Genomic DNA, 20,519 nt, shown 5'->3' on the forward strand with positions numbered 1-20,519 from the left:
GGGAGAGAGAAATGTACGACAAGAATGACCCGCGCGCGGCGCTGACGCAGCAGTCTGCTGGCGGACCGGCCCCGACAGGGCTGATCGCAGAGCCCCAGATGGGGTTGTTCTACAAGGCAGAGCCTGCCGAAAGCGGACCGGGCGGCCAGACATGGTTTACGCGCGGCAAGAACTTTGTGCTGAGCTGGACCGACGGGGCGAAAGGCGGCGTCTTCGCGCGAAAGGACCAGCCTGACGAGTATGTCGTGCTGTTGCCCGAGGCCGGAGCCAGGATCGCCTGGAACGGTGAAACCGTCGATGTGCCCGGGTTTTCGATCGCCTTCGTTCCCGCCGGCGACAGCACGGTCGAACTTGTCGACGGCGGCCCGATGTGCCGTCTGTTCACGATCAAATCCGCAGACCTGATCCCGCTCTGCACCAACAGCGGGGCCTATTCCCGAAGCCGACCGCATATCCCGGAATTTGCGCCCTGGCCCGAACCGCCGGCGGGTTGGAAAGTCCGACACCATTCGTTGGAAGTCCCGCAGGAGTCCGGCCGCTTCGGCCGCATTTTCCGGTGCACGACCTTCATGGTGAATTACCTGGACCCGAACGACGGCCCGCGCGACCCGCACGCCCTGTCGCCGCACCACCATGACGACTTCGAGCAATGTTCGCTTGCCGTGGCGGGGTCGTTCATCCACCACCTGCGGTGGCCCTGGACCATCGACATGGACGACTGGCGCGAGGATCGGGCGGACCATGTGCACTCGCCCTCGGCCTATGTCATCCCGCCGCCGGTGATCCACACGACCCGCGCGATGGAGCCGGGGCGCAACCAGCTTGTCGATATCTTCTGCCCGCCGCGCGCCGACTTTTCGGCCAAGGCCGGATGGGTGCTGAACGCCGACGAATATCCCGTGCCCCAGAGCGCATAAGGGGGAAACCATGCAAGACACAGTGCACAAAGAGCAGGACCGCGAAGCCGAGGTCAGCGCCCTTCTGAAGGGCGCGGTAGATCTGCATTGTCATTCGGGCCCGGCGGCGATGCCGCGCATTCTGGATCATCACGAAGCGCTGCTGGACGCCGACGAGGCCGGATTTCGCGCGCTGCTTTTCAAGGACCATTTCTATCTCGGGGTGTCGCATTGCGCCATGCTGGAGAAACTGGTGCCCTCGGACGTGAAGCTCTATTCCGGGCTGGCCCTGAACAATGCCAACGGCGGCATAAACCCGCATGCGGTCAGTCACGCGATCAACATCGGGGCAAAGATCATCTGGCTTCCCACGCTGTCCGCGCAGAACCACCTGGACCAGGCGGAAGGGCAGGGCAAGACCTTCCCCAAGACCGCCAAGCGCATGTTGCCGCCCGAGGGCCTGTCCGCGGTGGATGGATCGGGCCAGCTTACAGACGCGGTAAAGCAGGTGCTGGACCTGATTGCAGAGGGCGACATCATCCTTTCGGGCGGGCACCTTCCGGCGAGCGAACTTGTCATGATCTTCGAAGAGGCCCGCAAACGCGGCGTCAGGAAGATGCTGGTCAATCACCCCACCTACATCGTCGGCGCAAGTGACGATGACATGCGCGCCATGGTCGAACTCGGCGCCTATATGGAACACTCGATCGCCATGTGGAGCGAGGGAAAGGGCAAGATTTTCGGTCCCGATGAGCTGGCCCACTACATCGAGGTGGCAGGCGTCGACAGAACCGTCCTGTCTTCGGATCTTGGCCTGCAGGGCGCGCCGCGCCCGATCGAAGGATTCCGCACCATCGTCCGGATGCTGCTGGACCTTCAGGTCAGCCATTCGGACATTCGCAAGCTGGTTGGACACAACGCAGCCGGATTGCTCAACCTGGCGTGATGCCGGGCAACGGAGAAAAGACCGTACCAATAAACAGGGAGGAAGACATGACCAACGGATTTACGAGACGTGAGCTGATCAGGACCGGCGCGGCCGCAGCGGCCGTGACACTGGCCACACCGAATCTGACACGCGCGCAGGCCATGAAGGTGCGGCTTGGGCATGCTGCGAACGAGATCCACCCGGGCCATATAGCCGCGCTCGAATTCAAGACGTCATTGGAAACCCTTGTGCCGGGCGCTTTCGACCTGCAGATTTTTCCCAACCGCCAATTGGGCGATGACCGGCAGAACGTGGAAAGCTGCGTTGCCGGGACGCTGGAATTCTGCGGCGGGAGCGGCTCGACGATTTCTATCGTCACCGGACAGGTCTCGCTGGATGCCTACCAGCTGCCGTTCCTCATCAAGGACTACGACCATTTTGCGAAACTGGCGCTGAGCGCCGAAGGGGATGCGATCAACGAAAGCCTGATGGACGGCGGCATCCTGGGCCTGCAAACCACGGATATCGGCCAGCGCCATTTTGCCAGCGTGTCCAAACCGGTGCGCTCGACCGCGGATTTTGCCGGGCTGAAAACCCGGATCGTGCCCCTGGAGCTGCACAAGATCATCTGGGAAACCGTTGGCGTCAGCCCCGTCGGCCTGCCTTATGGCGAAGTCTACGGGGCGCTGGAAACCGGCACCATCGACGCCTGCGAGATCAACGTGTCCTCGATGCTGGGCGAGAACCTCTGGGAGGTCGCCAAGCACTTCACCCTGACCGGCCATTATCCCTGGCACAACGTCACCTGCGTGAACGGCGCCTTCTTCGAAGGGCTGTCGCCGGAACTGCAGGAGGCGATCCGCACCGCCGGCAGAGACTCCGTGCAGCCGACGCTGGACTATACGGCCAGGCAGGATCTGGACGGGCGCGAAGAGCTGAAGGCGAAGGGCGTCGAGATCCTCGAACTGGAGGGGCTGGAGGACATGAAGGCCCAGGTTTCGCCAATCGTGGAGCAATGGAGCGCGAAATCGCCGCTGATCGCCGATTTCGTGACCGCCGCGCAAAACTCCGCCTGAACCCGGCAGACCGGAGCGATGAACGTGAGCAGCGCCAAGGATCCTCCGGCTGTCCCGCGGTGGTTCCGGTGGTTCGGGGTCTACACCCGAACCATCGAGGGCCTCGCCGGGGTCAGCATGGCGATCATCCTTGCGGTGATGATCGCGCAGGTGGTCGCACGATACCTGTTCTCGGGTTCGTTGATCTGGGCGGAAGAGCTCTGTCGTTATCTGTTGCTGTGGCAGACGTTTCTTCTGCTCGGCGTCGCCTACCAACGTGGAGAGTTCGTGATGCTGGACGTGCTGCCCTACATGCTCGGGCCACGGGCGCGGCTGATCCTGAAATGCGTGACGGCGGTGCCGATCCTGATCTTTCTCGTGGTGATCGTCGATCAGGGATTTGACTATGCATCCCGCTTCGACCGCCAGAAGATACCCGCGCTGGATTTCATCTGGTCCTCCCTCACCGGGAACAATGCCGGGGTTTCGGTGACATGGGTCTATGTCTCGGTGCCGGTCGGCGCTGCCCTTCTGGCGCTGCATGTGACGGCCGACCTGGTCGTTTCCGTGCTTCGGCATCGGGCGCTGGATGACAGAATGCCCCCGGTGACCGACATCGAAGGACAGCTGTAAGATGGGCGGTTTCTTCGGAGCCTTCGCCCTGTTGCTGGTGACCGGCGTGCCGATCGCGCTTGCCCTTGGCATCGGCGGAATGACCTTTCTCTGGCTGTCGGGAAACGGCGGCATGATGCTTCAGCTGCCGCAGCGGATGATGGCCGGGGTGGATCAGTTCGTACTCCTGACGATCCCGCTGTTCCTGCTGGCCGGCACGCTGATGAATGTCGGCGGCATCACCGACCGTATCGTGACATTTGCAAAGGTCTGCGTCGGGCACCGGCGCGGCGGCATGTCGAATGTCACCGTCCTTTCGGCGGGGTTCTTTGCGGGCATATCGGGAAGTGCGAACGCCGAAGCCGCGGCGCTCGGGTCGATCCTGATCCCCACGATGAAGAAACAGGGCATACCGGCGGCCTATGCGGCGGCGCTCGTCGGCGTCAGTTCGATTGTCGGCCCGATCATCCCGCCGTCGATCACCATGATCATCTACGGCGTTCTCTCGGGGACCTCGATCGGGCAGCTGTTCATGGCAGGGGTCGTTCCCGGTGTCATGCTGATCTGCGGGTTCCTGTCCTATGCAACATGGAGGGCGCGGCGCGACAACTTTCCGGTGTCCGAGCGTGTTCCGATGGCAGCGCGCGGCCGGGCCATCCTCGACGCGCTGCCCGCGCTGTTCCTTCCGGTCATCATCATCGTGGGCATCAAGGGCGGCATCTTCACCCCGACCGAAGCCGCCGCCGTTGCCGTCGCCTATGCGCTGATCGTGGGCACGATCTACCGGGACCTGACCCCGGCGCGGATCTGGACGGCCCTGATCTCGACGGCGGTGGTCTCGTCCTCGATCCTGTTCATCACCTCGATGGCCTCCATCGTGGCCTTCGTCTTTACCCTGGAGCAGGTGCCGGCGCGGATTACGGAATCCATCCTGACGATCACCGAAAACAAGATCGCGATCCTGCTGCTGCTCAACGTGTTCCTGCTGATCCTCGGAATGTTCCTTGAACCGATTTCCATCCTGATCCTGACGATGCCCATCCTGCTGAAGCTCGGCGGGCTGATCGGGATGGAACCGGCCCACTTCGGTGCCATGGTGGTGCTGAACGTCGTGATCGGCATGGCAACGCCACCGGTCGGCATTCAGCTTTTCATCGTGGCTGCGGCATCAGGCGAACCCCTGCCGCGCATTATCCGCGAGGCGCTTCCGCTGATCGCGATATGCCTGGTGGTACTTATGCTTGTTGCCTTCGTACCTGCCCTGACCTTGGCGCTGCCGAACGCCTTCATTCCCGTCCGATAGATCAAGAAGGAAAGCGCCGATGCCCAAGACCCGCAAAGTTATCGTGACCTGTGCCGTCACGGGGTCCATCCACACCCCGTCGATGTCGCCCTACCTGCCGGTGACACCTCAGGACATCGCCGATGCCGCCATTGGCGCGGCCGAGGCCGGGGCCTCGATCGTTCACCTGCATGCAAGGGACCCGCAGGACGGCGCGCCGGACCAATCGCCCGAACGCTTTGCCGAGTTCCTGCCGATCATCAAGCAGCGCACCGATTGCGTGGTGAACATCACCACCGGTGGTGCGTCGACCATGACGATAGAAGAGCGCCTGCGCCCGGTCGCCCAGTTCAAGCCCGAAGTGGCCTCGCTGAACATGGGGTCGATGAATTTCGGGCTTTACCCGATGCTGGACAGGTTCCCGGATCTGGAACACGCATGGGAGCGCGCCTACCTCGAAGGATCGCGCGACCGCATCTTCCGCAACACGCTGGGCGATATCGAAAACATTCTGACCACCTGTGCCGAGAACGATACGCGGTTCGAAGTGGAATGTTACGACATCGGTCATCTCTACACCTGCGCACATTTTGTCGAACGTGGATTGATCAAGCCGCCCATCTTCATCCAGAGCGTCTTTGGAATCCTCGGCGGGATCGGCGCGCATCCCGAAGACGTCACGCATATGAAGCGCACGGCGGACCGCCTGTTTGGCGAGGATTATCAATGGTCCGTGCTTGGCGCAGGTCGCAACCAGATGCCCGTTGCCTTGCAGTCGGTTCTGATCGGCGGACACCTTCGCGTCGGTCTGGAGGACTCGCTTTGGGCCGGGCCGGGGCGGCTGGCGAAATCCAATGCCGAACAGGTGACGCTGGCGCGGCAGATGGTGGAGTCGCTCGGAATGGAGGTCGCAACACCCGACGAAGCGCGGGACATGCTGAACCTCAAGGGCGCCGACAGGGTGGCTTTCTGAGCGCCCGGACGCGCCCGGATCGCGCAGGCGGCCGCACCGGCCAACGCATCGGACCGTCAACGGAAAAAGGGGAACCGGATTGCAAACGCTCAACGGACAGGTCGCCTGGGTTACGGGCGCGTCACGCGGTATCGGCGCGCAAACCGCAAGGCTGCTGGCCAGCCGCGGCGCGGCCATTGTGGTCGGCTACGGGAACGCACAGGCAGAGGCCCGGACTGTGGCGGAGTCGATCATCGCAGCCGGGGGACGTGCGGTGATCTCCGGAGGTGACCTGAGACAGAGGGAAACCGCCGAAGCCGCAGTCAGGGCGGCCCTGGACAATTTTGGCAGGCTCGACATCCTTGTGACAGCGGCGGGCGTAAACCACTGGGGCGGGGTCGAGCAGATCACCGAGGAGGAGGTTTCCGACGTCATCGAGGTCAACCTGCTCGGGACGCTTCTGTCGATCCAGGCCGCAGTTCCCGGCATGAGCGACGGCGCGCGCATTGTGACGGTCTCTTCACGGCTCGCACAGAACCCGCAGGCCGGTTCGGCGCTATACTCGGCGTCCAAGGCGGCGGTGATCGCCTTGACCGAAAGCTGCGCCAAGGAACTCGGCCCGCGCGGCATCCGCGTCAATTCGGTCGCGCCCGGACTTGTCGAAACCGACATGACCCGCGAGGCCGTCGCGGCGCGGGGGGCTTCGGTTGCGCAGCAGACCCCGTTCGGACGCATCGGCCAACCCGAGGATATCGCGCGCGCCATCGCCATGCTTGTCTCTCAGGACGCTCAATGGATTACCGGCCGGACCTTGCGGGCGGACGGTGGCCTGACATAAGGCCAATCGTTCCTTGCGCAAGACGGACGAACGCATCGCGATTGAGGAGCTGATGGCGCGTGAGTGGCGGCGCGCGCCCGACTGGCCAAGCGCCAAGGTTTCCGAGGCCGCCATTGCACCTGTCGACGCCAGTGACGACGCGGTGCCCGCGATGCGCGCCGCCCGGTTGCCTTTGGCCCGCGTCGTTCTCGTGACCTGCGCCAGTGCGAAGCGGGTCCGTCAAGCGCACTGCCCGCGGTGATCATGTCGACCGGGTGCCGTTGGCTGCGCCGGCCGGGCAGGTGTCGGGCCGGCGGTGCGGACTGGCCCCCGCACCGGCCGGGCGCATCAGCGTGAACAGACGAAGGCGGCGGCGTCCGTCATCTCTCCCTCGCCCCTGTACTTTGGCCATGCCGGGTAATCGCACAGCGGTCGCGTGCGACCCGGCACCCCCACGGTATCGGTCACGATCTCGCCCTGCGGGGCGATATCCTTTTCGCGCCACTGTTCCAGTGCGGTCAGGCTGTCCCAGGCCGCATTGAAATCGCTGCTGACGGCATGACCGTATCCCGGCACTTCGTAATAGCGCACGAACTCGTCAACCACTTCGGGACCCATCCGGGCCTGAAGGCGAAGGTAGTACTGCTGGGTTGCGCGCGTGCTGACCAGAACGTCCGACAGCCCGTGAGCCAGCAGGAGTTTGCCACCGTTTTCGTGAAACCCGTCCAGATCGACCCGTGTATCCAACAGAGTGCTGAGTTCGCTGATACGGGTTCCCCACGCCCCGGGATTGGCGGGGTCGAGCGTCAAGCTATCGAAGTCGGGGTCGCGAGTGACCGAATACTTGATCCACTGGTCGAGCAGGAAGCTCACATAAGGTGTGGAGCGTTCCATGGGGGTCGCAGGCTGCGTCGTGCCGAGGGCGAGGAAGGTCACGATGGGCTGGATAGACGCGGTGCGGTTGGTCAGGCCCAGATCCGACCCCCAGACATTGTATCCGGGATACTGCTTTTCGCCGCTGGCCAAGGGAAAGTTGAACGTCACCCCTTCGTTCAATGCTTCGAGTGCCGTGATCTGGGCCTCTGTCAGACAGCCGTCTTCGGCGGTCTGGCCGGGCTGGCACATGACCGGTTTGCCATTCATCTGCGCCGTGCGGGGATCGAAGGTGGCGTTGCAGAGCGTCTGGTTGCTCACAAGTCCGTCCCGCGCCCCGTCCAGGTCATCGCAGGCCGCCATTGCAGCATCGAAGATCAGTTGGCGTGCAGGGGTGTCCGGATAGGCCCCGGGCTGTGCCAGCGCGCGCGAGGCCGCCTGACCGCCAAGCAGGGCGGCGACGTCGTTCCAGGCCGGGTACCATGCAATCGCACCGTCCCAGTCGTCCGGCCAGCGGGTGATCGCGGCCAGGGCCTCGCGTCCTCCGGTCGAACCGCCTGCGAAATAGTGCTGGTCGATCTCGCGTCCGTAGTGAGCCTTGATCAGGTACACGGCCGCATCGCGGGTTTTCTTCAGCGCATCGCCCCCGAAATTGCGCTCTGCTTCCTGGTTCAGGGCAAAGGCGCCGTCCTGCGACTTGAACTCGTTCGCCTGATGGCCCGAGTCGCTGGCAAAAACGGCATAGCCGCGGCCGATCGGCCTGGGCTGATCGCTCGGTCCCGCCGGCACGTTGCCAAGGACATTGGGAACAGAGCCGTTGAACCCCCCGCCACCCATCATCAAGACCTTGCCGTTCCAGTCGACCGGCAGTGCGACATTGAACAGGATATCCGGGGCCTCGGGATCGACCGGATGGATCGCGCCCGAAACAAGGCAGTGCGCCGGCACCTGCGCCGCCGCTTCGCCTGACGCCGCGACCTCTTCCACGGCGGTGACCTTGGCCCCGGTCGTCTTCATGCCGATCTCTTCGGCGGGGATCATGGTTCCGGTCAGATCCTTGCAATGCGGCGGGGTCGCCTGAGCGAGCGTCGGGCCGGTGCCAAGCAACAGTGCCGTGGCCGACCAGGCGGCCAGTTTGAGATATGACATGGTTTCCTCCCATTCAGTCTTACGTCCTGCCCCCGACTGTCGTCGGCTTTGCGGAAAGCTCAATGTGCGAAGGTCACATCGCGGCGGGCAATTGCTGTGGGGCAAGTCCGTTCGATCCAGAGATTCGCGGGGAGGCCGTTGCCACAAGATCGGGCCATCCGGCCACCGGTCTGCGCAGCACTCGGCCGAGGAAATGTCATTTCCCGCCATATCGCGCCTGTCGATATGTCTGTTGGCAACATATGCAAGGGATCGGCCATTCACTACTCCTTCCGTCACCGGATCGAAAAGCCGGATGAGGGAGGACCCATGACCTACTGTGCCGCTCATTGCGGCTCGTGTCACCTTGCGCGGACACGATGCCTTGGCTGACAGCACGACCCTGTTCGCGGGCCTGCGGGACAGAAACCGCTTGCTCGAAACCGTCGTCTTCGCCGTCACACTGGCGCTGGTCGCGATATTCTCGCTCACCGTGGACGGGTTTGCAGCCCGTGGCAATCTGTCGGTGATCCTGTCCAACTCTGCCTCTCTCTGCATTCTCAGCTGCGGCATGGCGGTCGTGATCATTTCGCGAGGACTCGACCTGTCGATAGTCGCGGTCATGGTGGCAGGGGCCACGACCTATGCCACCTGCGTCCAGGCCGGCCTCGGCGGCGGGATGGCGCTGGTTGTCACCGCTCTGGTCATCACGGTCGTGGGGGCCATCAATGCCTGGCTGATTGCCTTTGCAGAGCTGCCGGCGATGCTGGCGACCCTCGCGTCGGCCATGGTGGTCACCGGCCTGTTCCGCTTTGCCATTCTGCAGGGCGAGTTTCTGATCCTGCTGCAGAAATCCAACCCCGCCGTTCAGATCCTGACATCGGACATCCTGCCCGGCGTGCCGGTGACAACCGTTGCCATGATGGCCGCCCTTGCAGCGACCTGGGTCCTGCTGAACCGCACCATCGCCGGAGAGGTAATCTATGCCATGGGCGACAACTTCCTTGCCGCGCGGCTGTCGGGTCTGCCGGTGCGACCGGTCACGATCCTGATTTATGTCTGGGCGGCATTGATGGCCATGGTGGCGGGGCTGCTGGTCTCGTCGGCGAGCGGGGCCGTGGATTTCCGCACGGTCACCAACGGGACACTCCTGTTCGACGTGATCCTCGTCGTGGTGCTGGGAGGCATTCCGCTGCGTGGCGGACGCGGGGGGCTGCGCAACATCATACTTGGCGTCGCGCTGATCGCGGTCCTGCGCAATGGCATGACACTGATGAACGTCACTACCCAGATGCAGGATGTCATCAAGGGCGTCGTGCTGCTGATCGCCGTGGCGGTCGAGAATTTCCTGAATCCCCGCGACATCGAAACCGACACGGTCGGCGATCTCTAGACGGCATCTTTACATCATCAGAGGAGGAGACATCGTGAGACTTACCATCAGGAGCGTTGCGGTCGGGCTGACCACCGCCGCCATTCTGGCCACCGGCCTGCCGGCCATCGCGCAGGACAGCGCAACCGAAGGCAAGAAGGTCATCTTTGTTCCCATCACCATGGGGATTTCGCTGACCGAGGCCTGGGCCCGCCGGATGCGCGAACATGCCGAGGTCGGCGGCTACAGCATCGACGTGCGCGATGCGGCCTTTAACACGTCGATCATGTCGGAACTGCTGGCCAAGGCCATCGCCGACAAACCCGACATGCTGGTGGTCCACAACCCGACCGTCCAGCTGCTGGCCCGCCAGATCAAGCAGGCGGAATCCCAGGGCATCCCGGTGCTGCAGATCAATCTTCAGTCCAACCAGCCCTCGACCGCATTTGTCGGTGCAAGCTGGGAACGGATCGGCCGCGAGATCGCCGAGGACATCGTCGCCGAATGCGGAACGGGGACCGGCAAGTCCGGCAAGGTTGCGGTGATTCCGGGCCAGCTGACCGCGGCCGACAGCGTCATCATGAACGAGGCGGCGTTCAAGGTCTTCGAAGCTGGCGGGATCGAGGTCGTGTCGAACCAGGCATCCGACTGGGAGCCCGAGAAGGCCCGCCAGATTACGGCGACAGTCCTGCAGCAGCACCCCGATCTCTGCGCCATCTTCGGGCATTGGGACGTCCACACCATGGGGGCGGGCAATGCCGTCAAGGATGCCGGCAAGGCCGATGACGTGCTGGTCTACGCCACGGGGGGTGGTGACGACGTGACCTGCAAAGCGGTCGAAGATGGCATCCTCGACCGGGTCTGGAGCTATGACGCCGACGGGCAGGGCCGGGATGCGGGGACGCTGATCGACCTGATCCTTCAGGGGGCCCGCAATCCGGACGGCATGATGAAGGCGGAAAGCCCGCTCAAGATCATCAAGGCAGGGGCGGATTTCGACCCGACGCTCTGCTTCAAGCTGTGAGGCAGGCGTGACGCAGGCAATGAAACCTGTTCCGGACGGTGCGATGCGCCGTCCGGTCCCTGCTGCGGCGATCGATTTTGCCCGGCTCCCCCGGCAGCGGGTGCCGCGGCTGGTGTTGTCGCCGCGCCGCATCCTGTCGGACGTGCTGATGCGGGGCTGGATCGAGAGCGCGATCCCCTTCCTGGCGTTTCTCGTCGTGGTCCTGACGATCCTCGCGACCACGGATGGTTTCTTTGCGTCGTCCAACCTGATGACGATGGCGCAATACCTGCCTGACGGCGGGATCGTCGTTCTGGCGCTGCTCATCGTGGTCGCCGCAGGGGGCATCGACCTGTCGGTCGGGTCGAATTTCGCGATGACGGCCTTTGCGGCGCTCTTTGCGTTCCACATCCTCGAACTGCCGGTCTGGGCCGTGCTGCCTGTTTCGGTTCTGATCGGGGCGCTTGTCGGGGTTCTCAACGGCACTCTGGCCGGGCTGCTCGGCTGCGGGGCGCTGCTGACCACGCTGGGGACCATGATCACGGTACGGGGCCTCTATACCCTGGCGTCGCAATCGCAGCTTGTCGCCATTTCAAGCTCTGCGCGGATGGACGACACATGGGACTATATCGGGTTCGACCGGTTTGCCGGTCTGCCTGTCGGTTTCTGGGCGTTCGCCCTTGTCGCGGTCACCGTCTTTTTCATGTACCGCCAGAGCCGGTTCGGCTGGCACCTGCTTGCCGTCGGCGGCAACCGCAAGGCGGCACGCAACGGCGGGATCGGAGTCAAGCGTACGGTCTTCATGGCCTATGTGCTGGCCGGTGCCCTGGTCGGGCTGTCGGGTTTTCTCTACGCCGCGCGACAGAACAGCGTCGGATCGGACACCGGTATCGGGATGGAGTTCTTCCTTCTTACGGCGCTTGTTCTCGGGTTGGGCGGCTTCACCCCGGGGCGGGGCGCCGTGGTGTCGGTGATCATCGGCTTCCTGACGATCTACTTTCTGAACAACGCGATGATCAACGCCGGATTCCGGGGCGATTTCGTTCAGTTCACCCAGGGCATGATCATTCTTCTGATCCTCGCCATAGATGTGCGTTTCAAGAAGAACCTGAACCGGCTTGTGGCGTCCTCCTACCTCGATCCGGTGGCGAGAAAGCCCGAGCCGGTGCAAGGCACCGACGCGCTGATGCCGGATCGCATCGTGCCCAAACTGGCCGAGGCGAAGATCCTCGCCGCCGGCAAGATCGACGGTCCGGAGGATGTCATTCTCGACAGCGCCGGCAATCTCTACTGCGGCACCCGCGATGGCAGGATCATGAAACTGGCCGCGCCGGATCACCGCGAGGTGACGGTCCTGGTCAAGATTGGCGGGCGACCGCTTGGGCTGGCATTCGATGCGGACGGAGCGCTGCTGACCTGTGTGGCCGGCATGGGCCTGGTGCGCGTGGCGATGGACGGCACGCACGACCTGCTGACGGATCAGACCACGCGCAGCCTGTTTTCGGTTCAGGACGACACCACGATCCGGATGGCGGACGATCTCGATGTGGCGCCGGACGGGGTGATCTATTTCTCCGACGCGACGAAACGGTACGACATGGAAAACTGGGCGATGGACCTGCTTGAGGGGCGCCCGAACGGGCGGCTCCTCTCGTATGATCCCAAGACAGGCCGGACCCGCACGGTCTGTGACAACCTGCTGTTTCCGAACGGGGTCTGTCTGGCACATGACAGGCGGCATCTGCTGGTCGCCTCGACATGGGACTGTTCGGTCCTGGCCTTCGACCTGCAGAACCTGAAGGCCGGGCCGCGGGTGCTTGTGTCCGGTCTGCCGGGCTATCCGGACAACATCAACCGTGCGTCAGACGGCGGCTACTGGCTGGCGCTGGCGGGCATGCGCAATCCGGTCATCGACCTTGCGATGACACATCCCGGGCTTCGGCGCAGGATGACACGCCGGGTGCCGCCGACCAACTGGCTGTTCGGCAACCTCAACATCGGCGGGGTGCTCAAGCTCGATGGCACGGGCCGGGTGCGGGACGCCTATTGGGACCGGCCCGACGGACCGCTCTACATGATAACCTCGATGCGGGAACATCAGGGCGCGCTCTATCTGGGCGGGGTGACGAACGACAAGATCGGACGACTGGACTTGCCGGGTGCGGACCCGGCCTGGACCGGACCGGGCAGCTATGCGGGTCAGGGAACATGAGCTTTCTGCAAACCGTGTTCGGCCGCGGCCGACCCGCGCGCCAGACGATGACGCTGGAAGGTGTGCTGGGTCCGAACCAGAGGCTGGAGGAAGCGCGGGCGCGCCTGACCCAGCAGGGTCGCGCCGTGGCGGTCGCCACCGACGGTGCGCTGCTGCTGGGTGACGGAAACAAGCTGACGCGCATCGCCGACTGGGAGGGCGATTGCGATGTCGTCTACAGGGCAGGGGCGCTGATCATCGCCCTGGCGGTGTCGCCCGCAGGCGCGGTGGCGTTGTTCGGAGAGGGCGGAACCTTTGGTGTTCTGGCCCCTGACTTCTCGGTGGCCGACTGGGCGTCGGGCAACGGCCTGATCGCACCGACGGATGCCGCGTTCCTGTCCGAGGACGAACTTGTCGTCGTCGACAGCGGCATCCGGGGCGGCGATTTCCTTGCCCGGGCAGCATGGGAGGAGGCCGAAACAGGGTCGGTCGTGTCGATCGCCCGCAACGGCCGGCGGCGCGTGATCCGGGACGGTCTGCACGCCCCGGCGGGTCTCTGCCTCGACCCGGCCGGCCGTATTCTTGTCACCGAACTTGAACGTGCGTGCATCCGGGACGCGGTGAGCGGAGAGGTGCTCAGAGCCGGGCTTCCGGGATATGCCGCGCGGCTGAGACAGCGGCCGGGGGGGTATCTTCTGTCGTGCCTCGCCCGGCGCGATCCGCTGATCGAATTCCTCAAGACCGAAGAGGCCTTCGTGCGCGAGATGAAGGCGACCATCGCGCCGGAGTCCTGGATCGCCCCGCGCATCGACCCGAGGTTCAGCCATGCATTGCCGATCGAGATGGGCGCCACCCGGCTTTTCGGCGCGGTGAAAGCCTGGGCCCCCAGTTTTTCCTACGGGCTGGTCATCGAACTGGACAGGGACCTCAACCCGACGGGCTCCCTCCAGTCGCGGGCGAACGGAAGCCGGCATGCCATCGCCGACGCCGTGCACTGGAACGGTGCGACGGTCGCGCTGAGTCTTGCGACCGGCGAACTTCTTCTGGCGGAGGACAGATGACCCAAGCGCCCATCATCCGCGTGGAATCGGCGAGCAAGTTTTACAGTGGCATCGCCGCGCTGGAGGAGGTGACATTCGACCTTCATCCCGGTGAAATCCACGCGCTGGCCGGCGAGAACGGCGCGGGCAAATCGACCCTGTGCAAGCTGATTGCAGGGGTGACCACGCCCAGCACCGGCCGCATCTTCGTCGACGGCGAAGAGGTCAGTTTCGCCAATCCCAAGGACGCCACGGAACGCGGGATCGCCATGGTATTTCAGGAAACCAGCCTGGTGCCGCAGCTGACCGTCGCGCAGAACATGGTGCTGGGCCGCGAGAAGCCGTTGAACTCTGTTCGGAGAGTCCGCAACGCGGCGCGGCAGGTGCTTCAGAGCCTGAATTTCAAAGTGGACCCGACGCAACTGGCCGGTTCCCTGTCGACCGCCAAGCGGCAGATGGTGGAGATTGCCCGCGCGGTGCTGAACGAGGCCCGGGTGGTGATCCTCGACGAACCGACCGCCGCGCTCACGCCCGAGGAAACCGACCACCTTTTCGATTTGGTGAAGCAGCTCCAGAAGCGGGGGGTGGCGCTGATCTTCATCTCGCACGCGCTGGAAGAGGCTCTGAACCACGCCGATCGCATCACCGTCCTGCGCAACGGCAGGCTGATGACGACGGGACCTGCAAAGGATTTCGACCGCGCCGCCCTGATCCGTCACATGATCGGCGACGACCTTGTCGAAACGGCGGCGAACCGGGGACCCGCCCGGGCCCGCGCGGCGGCGCCGGTGCTTCAGGTCGAGGACCTGCGGATGGGCAGCATGGTCAACAACATGTCCTTTTCGGTCTTTCCGGGCGAAGTCACCGGGATCGCGGGCCTCATCGGGTCCGGGCGCAGCGAGGCCGCGAAGGTCGTCGTCGGCCACACAAAGCGCAACCTCGACGGCGGGCGCATCTGGCTGGACGGGAAAGAGGTCCGTTATACCGCGCCGTCGCAGGCCATTGCCGACGGGATCGCCTATGTGAGCGAAGACCGGAAGTACGACGGTTTCTTCGACACGATGAGCGTTGCGCGGAACATAGGCCTTGGCTGGCTGGCCAAGTTCCGGGGGCGCCAGGTCCTGATGCCGAAAGAGCGGCTGCGGTCGGTGGCAGATCACTGGCGCGACAGGCTTGCGATTCACGGCGCCGAGGGGGGCAAGCCGGTCGTCTATCTCTCGGGCGGGAACCAGCAGAAAGTGGTGATCGCAAAGTCGCTGGCGCAGGAACCCCGGCTGGTGATCTTCGACGAACCGACCCGGGGCGTGGATGTCGGAGCCATCGCCGAGATCCGGAGGATCATCCGGGGGTTTGCGGACAGCGGGGCAGGGGTGATCCTGATCTCGTCCTACCTGCCCGAGATCCTCGATCTGTCGGATCGCATTCTGGTCGCCAAGAGCGGCACCATCGTCGCCGAATTCGCGCGGGACGAGGCGACCGCTCAGCGCATTCTCCACGCGGCGATCCACTGACGATGCGACACCGGGGGAGGGCGCTTGAAGAGTGACGGCAACCCTGTGATCCTTTCCGGGGCCCTGGAGGAGGGGCCTCGAATGACGACCGAGATGATCTCTTCGCTGGCACAGGTTTTCGAGACGCTGGCGACAGGTGCCAGCCACGCCGAATTCGACATTGCGCTCGACCGCCTGAGAGGCATCGCGGCGCAGGTCGGTCGCGCCGAGGACTTTGACCGGATCGACAATGCGATGAACCGGATCCGCGCAGAGTTGCGGGATCGCGTGGCGGTGGAACACGGGCTCAACCTGCTGATCGAGACGGCGCACGATCTGAGCGGGACGCTCGGCACCGATGCGCTGATGCGGCTTATCGTCAGCCGGACCCGCGCCCTGGTCGGGGCGGACCTGGGCTGGGTCACCGTTCAGAACCCGGTCAGCCGGGAATTTGTCAGCGTGCACGCCGAGGGTCAGCTTTCACCCAATGCCCGCGTGATGCGCAGCCATGCGGACTTCGGGATTGTCGGGTCGATCATGCAAACCCGCAGCTATTTCCACACCACCGACTATCTCAACGACAAAAGCTTCCGCCATCTTCCTGACCTCGACGACTGGATGCGCCAGGAGAATGTCGTCTCCCTGACCGGGTTTCCGATCCTCGTGGGCGACCAGGTGCTGGGCTTTCTGTTCGCCGCCTACCGCTACAGCCGCAAGGTTTCGGGGCGGGAGCTTTCGATCCTGGGATCGTTCGCGATCCACGCGGGGACGGCGATGCGGAACGCGGAAGCATTCCGTGTCCAATCCGAGGCGCTGGCCGAGGCGGAAGCCAGCCGCACGGCGCTGATCGATCACATCAAGCGGGTCGAAGCCTCGGCGGCGGCCCATGACGAGATGGCGACCCTGCTGGCCACCGGCGCGGACCAGAGCCAGTACCTGCAACAGATGGCAAACCAGGTCGACGGCGCAATTTTTCTGTACGACCGCAATCTCAGGGTGCGGGAGGAATTTGTGTCGGTCCATTATCGCGGCTCCTTTGCGGACCGGCTCCGCTCGGACCGGGCATTGATTGACGGTCTGTCGCCCGGCGGCAACCGGCCGCTGCGGGTCGCGCGGGCGCATCTGCTGGCCGAGGCCGAGGACGAGCAGTGCCGCGCAATCCCGCTCCTTGGAGGTACGCGGCACTGGGAGATGCTGGTGATCTGCAACAACGGGCGGCTGGACGACATAGAGGTCCGCAACCTCGAACGGTCGGCGGTTGCCCTGGCCATCGCAAAGCTCTGGGCCGAGAAGCGGGAGGCCGAGGAGGTTGTCGCGACATCGACCCTGATCCGGCACATCACGCATGTCTCGCCCCCGGATCCGGCAAGCGTCACTATCCTACGTGATCGCTTGAAGGTCGGTCTGGGCGATCCCGTCCAGATGGCGCTCCTGGTCTTTACGGGCCTCGGCCGGTCCGATCTGGACCAAACGGTGAGAGACTGTGCAACACGCCATGCCGTCCTGGTCGACGAACTGGGGGGCGATACGCTGGTCATTGGCGGCCCCGAGGCACTCAACGCTTTTCTGTCGGCTCTCGCCCGCCGCCGCGAAGGGTGGCAGGTCGGCGGTATCCGCTCGACCGCCGTTGCCGATCTGGCCCGTCTTGCCGACCAGTATACCCGACTGCGTGAAGCGCTTGCCGTGCTGAGCGCGATCCGGCCCATTACGCGGGTGCTGCGACAGGAAGAGGTCAGCCTGTTCGCCCGCATCTTCGAAGCGCGCAACGCCGCCGATCTGGCACGCCACGCGACCGGTATCCTGGCGAAGATCGAGGGGCATGGGCCGACCCAGGGACCGCTGCTGAAAGAGACGCTGCTGAGGTATTTCGAGAACCAGTTCAATGCCAGCCGCGCCGCCGATCAGCTGGGTATCCACGTCAATACCATCCGCCAGCGGCTGCAGACGCTGCGTGAACTGACCGGAGGCTGGGACGATCCTGTTCACGCGCTTGAACTTCAGGTTGCGCTCAGGCTGGACGCGATACTGACCGGGTTGGGCGAATAGGGACGGGGTTCGCTTGCCGCCGTAGTCCGGCCAGCGCTTTTTGAGGACGGCCGCGAAGGTGCGGCCCAGCGTCGGCGTCCCGCTCGCCGGTTGCCGGGGCAGACTGCGGGCAAGCCCTGGCTTGCCCCGCCGTGGGCGCCGATGGCAGTGCGGGTCGGTCCCCCGTCCGGCGTCTGAACGAGGGCGCGCCTGTGCCGTCCAGCCAGATCTGCGGTGAGCCCGGTGGTGACGAATTTTCCCCAAGGTTGACGACGGTCACGTCAATCTGCGACGCGTGCGGGCGTGTCCGGCCCGCTATCTGGCTTCACCCAGCCCGTCGCCCGTGCCGTGCCGTGCTTGATGATCTCGTCCCGGGCGTCTTTCGGCATCCCGATGCAAGCCTTAGGGCCAGGCGGACAGGGCCTGTTCGGCGACCCCCTCCAGAGCGTCACGCCCGAAACCTGCCTTGGCCTGGACAGCCATTCCGTGAAGAACCGCCATGAGATAGGCAGCGAGCGCCGCCGGTTTGGCCGATTGCGGCAAGTCGCCTTCCGCCCTGGCGCGCTCAAAACGCTCGACAAAGCGCAGTTGGCCCGCGGCCCGGGTTTCGATGAGCGCCTGGCGAATGGACTCCGATGCGTCGGACGTCGCCAGCGCGCCGTTGATGTTGAGACAGCCCGTATGGTCCGGATACCGCGTGTTCAGATCGGCGGTGCTGTAGAGCATATGCGCCGCCACCTCTCGCGCCGTCGGTTTGGCCAGAGCCTCGGGGATGTGGGTGAGATAGTGCTCGTTGTAGTGGGCAAGGGCCAGGTTGAAGAGCGCTTCCTTGTTGCCGAATGCGGAATAGAGCGCCGGCCGCTCGACCCCTGTGGCCTCGGTGAGGTCGGTGTAGGACGCGCCCTCGTACCCCTTCCTCCAGAAGACGCACATCGCGGCATCCAGCGCTTTTTCGACGTCAAACTCCCGATGTCGTCCCATGACCTTCTCCCGGATGGCGTAACGCGCAGTGTGGAACCGCTTGCCCGGCACTGTCCTGTTTCATAACGGCCAGTAGCGTAACGGTCGTTATAGGGCAAGCCTTCACATCGACCGGCGCGAGTGAATACGCCACACGAACCCGGCCGGGCAGCCCGCCGGGTTCCGTCGATATCGGCCCCGCGCTGCCGTTGACAGGGCAGGCGGTCGCTCAGGGCATTCCGCTGGCTGGCCCGCCGACCGATGCCCTAAGCGCGGAAATTGGTGCCCGGGATTCAAACGCCGGCACAGATGCCGTAAAGACGCTTCGCCGCAACCTGGTCCGTAAGCGCGGGCCATAATGTCGAAAGCGAATGGCTTTCGGAATAGCTGGTCTGTGTTTCATGCCGCGTGTGGGGCCAATCGCTGCCCCAAAGCACGTGATCTGGATGCAGCAAGTCCAAAAGATTTTCGGCATGTGGCCTGATGTCGAACGGCAGGCGATAGCGTGCCGAGAATTTGAAAAACACCCCTTGTCGTTCCTGCAACCGTGAGACGGCCCTGATCAGAGGGTCCTCGGCCGGGTCGGGCTCGGACGGCAATCCAAAATGATCGATGACAAGGTCAACACCCGCATCGGCGAGGCGGGGCAGAAGCGGCGCAAGCCGTGGACCCTCAAGGTGCACCTCCAGGTGCATGGAGTGGTTGCGCAGGGCGCCGAGAAAGCGCTGCACCGCGGGCGAGGTCACGTCGGGTATCGCAGCGCCCCCGACGAGATTCCATCGCACGCCGCGCACGCCGGCTTTGGCCAGTGCCGCCAGCTCTGCATCCGAAACATCCAACGAAACGACCCCGACACCCGCGAAGCGTTGACGGTCGAGTTTCGCAAGCGCGGCGCGCAGTTCCGAGTTGTCAGTGCCAAGGAAGCTGACCTGCACGATCACGCCGCCCGTCAGGCAATGATCCGAAAGATGTCCCAGCCAGGCCTCCAGCGGCGCCGCGCGCTCCGGTACGTAGCGCGCGCCGGGTACGGCGCAGACCTGTTCGTAGACATGGGCATGGCAGTCGAACTGGATCATCTGGTCTCCCTTCAAGTCATATATATGACTGGTTGACTATATCGGTCAATATCTCTATTGCTCGATCCGGGAGGACGATCATGGCGAACGGATTCACAGCGACGGATACTCGGCTGCCTGCCTATGCGCGCTTGCGGGACACGCTGAGCGCACGGATCGCACGAGGTGATTGGACTCCCGAGACGCCCATCCCGTCCGAGGCGCGGCTGGCGCGTGAATTCGACGTTTCGGTCGGCACCGTCCGCAAGGCGGTCGACGGTCTTGTCGAGGAAGGGCTCCTCGAACGTCGGCAGGGGTCCGGGACCTACATGCGGGCGCCTTCGTTCAACGCGACGCTGTTTCGTTTCTTCGCCATTCGCGACAGCGACGGATCGCCGTCGCCCATCCCGTCCAGCCAGCTGATCCTGCGCAGTGTGGCCAAGGCCCCGATTGCCGCCGCCGAAGCGCTTGGCACACAGGATGTGATCAAGATCGTCCGCTTGCGCAGCCTGTCCGAACAGCCCGTGCTGTTCGAAGAGATATACATTCCACGCGCCCGCTTCGACGGCTTCGAGAAGCTGCCCGAAACCGTGCTCGGACCGCTGCTCTATCCGATCTACTTCGAGCATTTCGGCGTGCTGGTGAAACGGGCCGCCGACGAGGTGTCCTTTGGCAGAGCCACCGACACGGTCGCGCAGCAGCTTTGCATGACCCCCGGCGACCCGCTGGCGATCATCGAACGCACCGCCTTCGACATCGAGGACTGCCCCGTCGAGTGGCGCATCGCGAGCGGCAATGCGGCGGGCTTCCGCTACCGCAGCGAAATCACCTGAACCAGAA

The 20,519-nt window shown here is 64.2% G+C and carries 18 protein-coding genes; 15 read left to right on the forward strand and 3 right to left on the reverse strand.

What is annotated here, in order from left to right; translation table 11 throughout:
- Positions 1-11 precede the first annotated feature (11 nt).
- The 8 genes from GLS40_RS09710 (at position 12) to GLS40_RS09745 (ending at position 6,804) form a co-directional block, all read left to right on the forward strand.
- A complete protein-coding gene (locus GLS40_RS09710; protein WP_160382559.1) occupies positions 12-917 on the forward strand; it encodes a cupin domain-containing protein in 906 nt (301 codons plus the stop codon).
- 10 nt (positions 918-927) lie between these two features.
- The gene (locus GLS40_RS09715) at positions 928-1,842 is read left to right on the forward strand and encodes a DUF6282 family protein (protein WP_160382560.1); all 915 of its coding nucleotides are present in this window, start codon (positions 928-930) and stop codon (positions 1,840-1,842) included.
- Between the two features lie 47 nt (positions 1,843-1,889).
- The gene (locus GLS40_RS09720) at positions 1,890-2,900 is read left to right on the forward strand and encodes a TRAP transporter substrate-binding protein (protein WP_160382561.1); all 1,011 of its coding nucleotides are present in this window, start codon (positions 1,890-1,892) and stop codon (positions 2,898-2,900) included.
- Between the two features lie 24 nt (positions 2,901-2,924).
- On the forward strand, positions 2,925-3,512 hold the full coding sequence (locus GLS40_RS09725) for a TRAP transporter small permease (RefSeq protein WP_160382562.1): 588 nt from the start codon (positions 2,925-2,927) through the stop codon (positions 3,510-3,512).
- Between the two features lies 1 nt (position 3,513).
- Entirely contained in the window at positions 3,514-4,794 is a 1,281-nt protein-coding gene (locus GLS40_RS09730; protein ID WP_160382563.1) for a TRAP transporter large permease, read from the forward strand.
- A 19-nt stretch (positions 4,795-4,813) separates the two neighbouring features.
- A complete protein-coding gene (locus tag GLS40_RS09735) occupies positions 4,814-5,746 on the forward strand; it encodes a BKACE family enzyme (RefSeq protein ID WP_160382564.1) in 933 nt (310 codons plus the stop codon).
- Positions 5,747-5,825: 79 nt separating this feature from the next.
- A complete protein-coding gene (locus GLS40_RS09740; RefSeq protein ID WP_160382565.1) occupies positions 5,826-6,563 on the forward strand; it encodes an SDR family NAD(P)-dependent oxidoreductase in 738 nt (245 codons plus the stop codon).
- 13 nt (positions 6,564-6,576) lie between these two features.
- Positions 6,577-6,804 carry a hypothetical protein gene (locus GLS40_RS09745; protein ID WP_160382566.1) on the forward strand — a complete coding sequence of 76 codons (228 nt, stop codon included), beginning with the start codon at positions 6,577-6,579 and terminating at the stop codon, positions 6,802-6,804.
- Positions 6,805-6,890: 86 nt separating this feature from the next.
- On the opposite strand, the gene GLS40_RS09750 is transcribed toward GLS40_RS09745, so the two are convergent.
- Positions 6,891-8,564 (reverse strand): tannase/feruloyl esterase family alpha/beta hydrolase, encoded by a 1,674-nt coding sequence (locus GLS40_RS09750; protein ID WP_160382567.1) that lies wholly within the window; start codon positions 8,562-8,564, stop codon positions 6,891-6,893.
- A 364-nt stretch (positions 8,565-8,928) separates the two neighbouring features.
- Between GLS40_RS09750 and GLS40_RS09755 the strand changes: the two genes are divergently transcribed.
- The 6 genes from GLS40_RS09755 to GLS40_RS09780 all read left to right on the forward strand — a co-directional run bounded on the left by GLS40_RS09755 (position 8,929) and on the right by GLS40_RS09780 (position 17,685).
- Entirely contained in the window at positions 8,929-9,936 is a 1,008-nt protein-coding gene (locus GLS40_RS09755; RefSeq protein ID WP_160382568.1) for an ABC transporter permease, read from the forward strand.
- 34 nt (positions 9,937-9,970) lie between these two features.
- A complete protein-coding gene (locus GLS40_RS09760; RefSeq protein WP_160382569.1) occupies positions 9,971-10,939 on the forward strand; it encodes a sugar ABC transporter substrate-binding protein in 969 nt (322 codons plus the stop codon).
- A gap of 19 nt (positions 10,940-10,958) precedes the next feature.
- Positions 10,959-13,130: an ABC transporter permease gene (locus GLS40_RS09765; RefSeq protein WP_160382570.1), complete on the forward strand. Its 2,172-nt coding sequence runs from the start codon at positions 10,959-10,961 to the stop codon at positions 13,128-13,130.
- Entirely contained in the window at positions 13,127-14,170 is a 1,044-nt protein-coding gene (locus GLS40_RS09770) for a hypothetical protein (protein WP_160382571.1), read from the forward strand. Before GLS40_RS09765 ends, GLS40_RS09770 begins: the two co-directional genes overlap by 4 nt.
- Positions 14,167-15,660, forward strand: coding sequence for a sugar ABC transporter ATP-binding protein (locus GLS40_RS09775; protein ID WP_160382572.1), 1,494 nt, complete (start codon positions 14,167-14,169; stop codon positions 15,658-15,660). Before GLS40_RS09770 ends, GLS40_RS09775 begins: the two co-directional genes overlap by 4 nt.
- Positions 15,661-15,741: 81 nt before the next feature.
- Positions 15,742-17,685 carry a helix-turn-helix domain-containing protein gene (locus GLS40_RS09780; protein WP_160382573.1) on the forward strand — a complete coding sequence of 648 codons (1,944 nt, stop codon included), beginning with the start codon at positions 15,742-15,744 and terminating at the stop codon, positions 17,683-17,685.
- Positions 17,686-18,066: 381 nt separating this feature from the next.
- Here GLS40_RS09780 and GLS40_RS09785 read toward each other — a convergent pair whose 3' ends face one another.
- Positions 18,067-18,645: a TetR/AcrR family transcriptional regulator gene (locus GLS40_RS09785; RefSeq protein WP_160382574.1), complete on the reverse strand. Its 579-nt coding sequence runs from the start codon at positions 18,643-18,645 to the stop codon at positions 18,067-18,069.
- Between the two features lie 272 nt (positions 18,646-18,917).
- Entirely contained in the window at positions 18,918-19,700 is a 783-nt protein-coding gene (locus GLS40_RS09790; RefSeq protein WP_160382575.1) for an amidohydrolase family protein, read from the reverse strand.
- An 80-nt stretch (positions 19,701-19,780) separates the two neighbouring features.
- Between GLS40_RS09790 and GLS40_RS09795 the strand changes: the two genes are divergently transcribed.
- Positions 19,781-20,512: a GntR family transcriptional regulator gene (locus GLS40_RS09795; protein WP_160382576.1), complete on the forward strand. Its 732-nt coding sequence runs from the start codon at positions 19,781-19,783 to the stop codon at positions 20,510-20,512.
- Positions 20,513-20,519: the final 7 nt, after the last annotated feature.

The sequence above is a fragment of the Pseudooceanicola pacificus genome (assembly GCF_009789075.1).
GTDB classification, from domain to species: domain Bacteria; phylum Pseudomonadota; class Alphaproteobacteria; order Rhodobacterales; family Rhodobacteraceae; genus Pseudooceanicola; species Pseudooceanicola pacificus.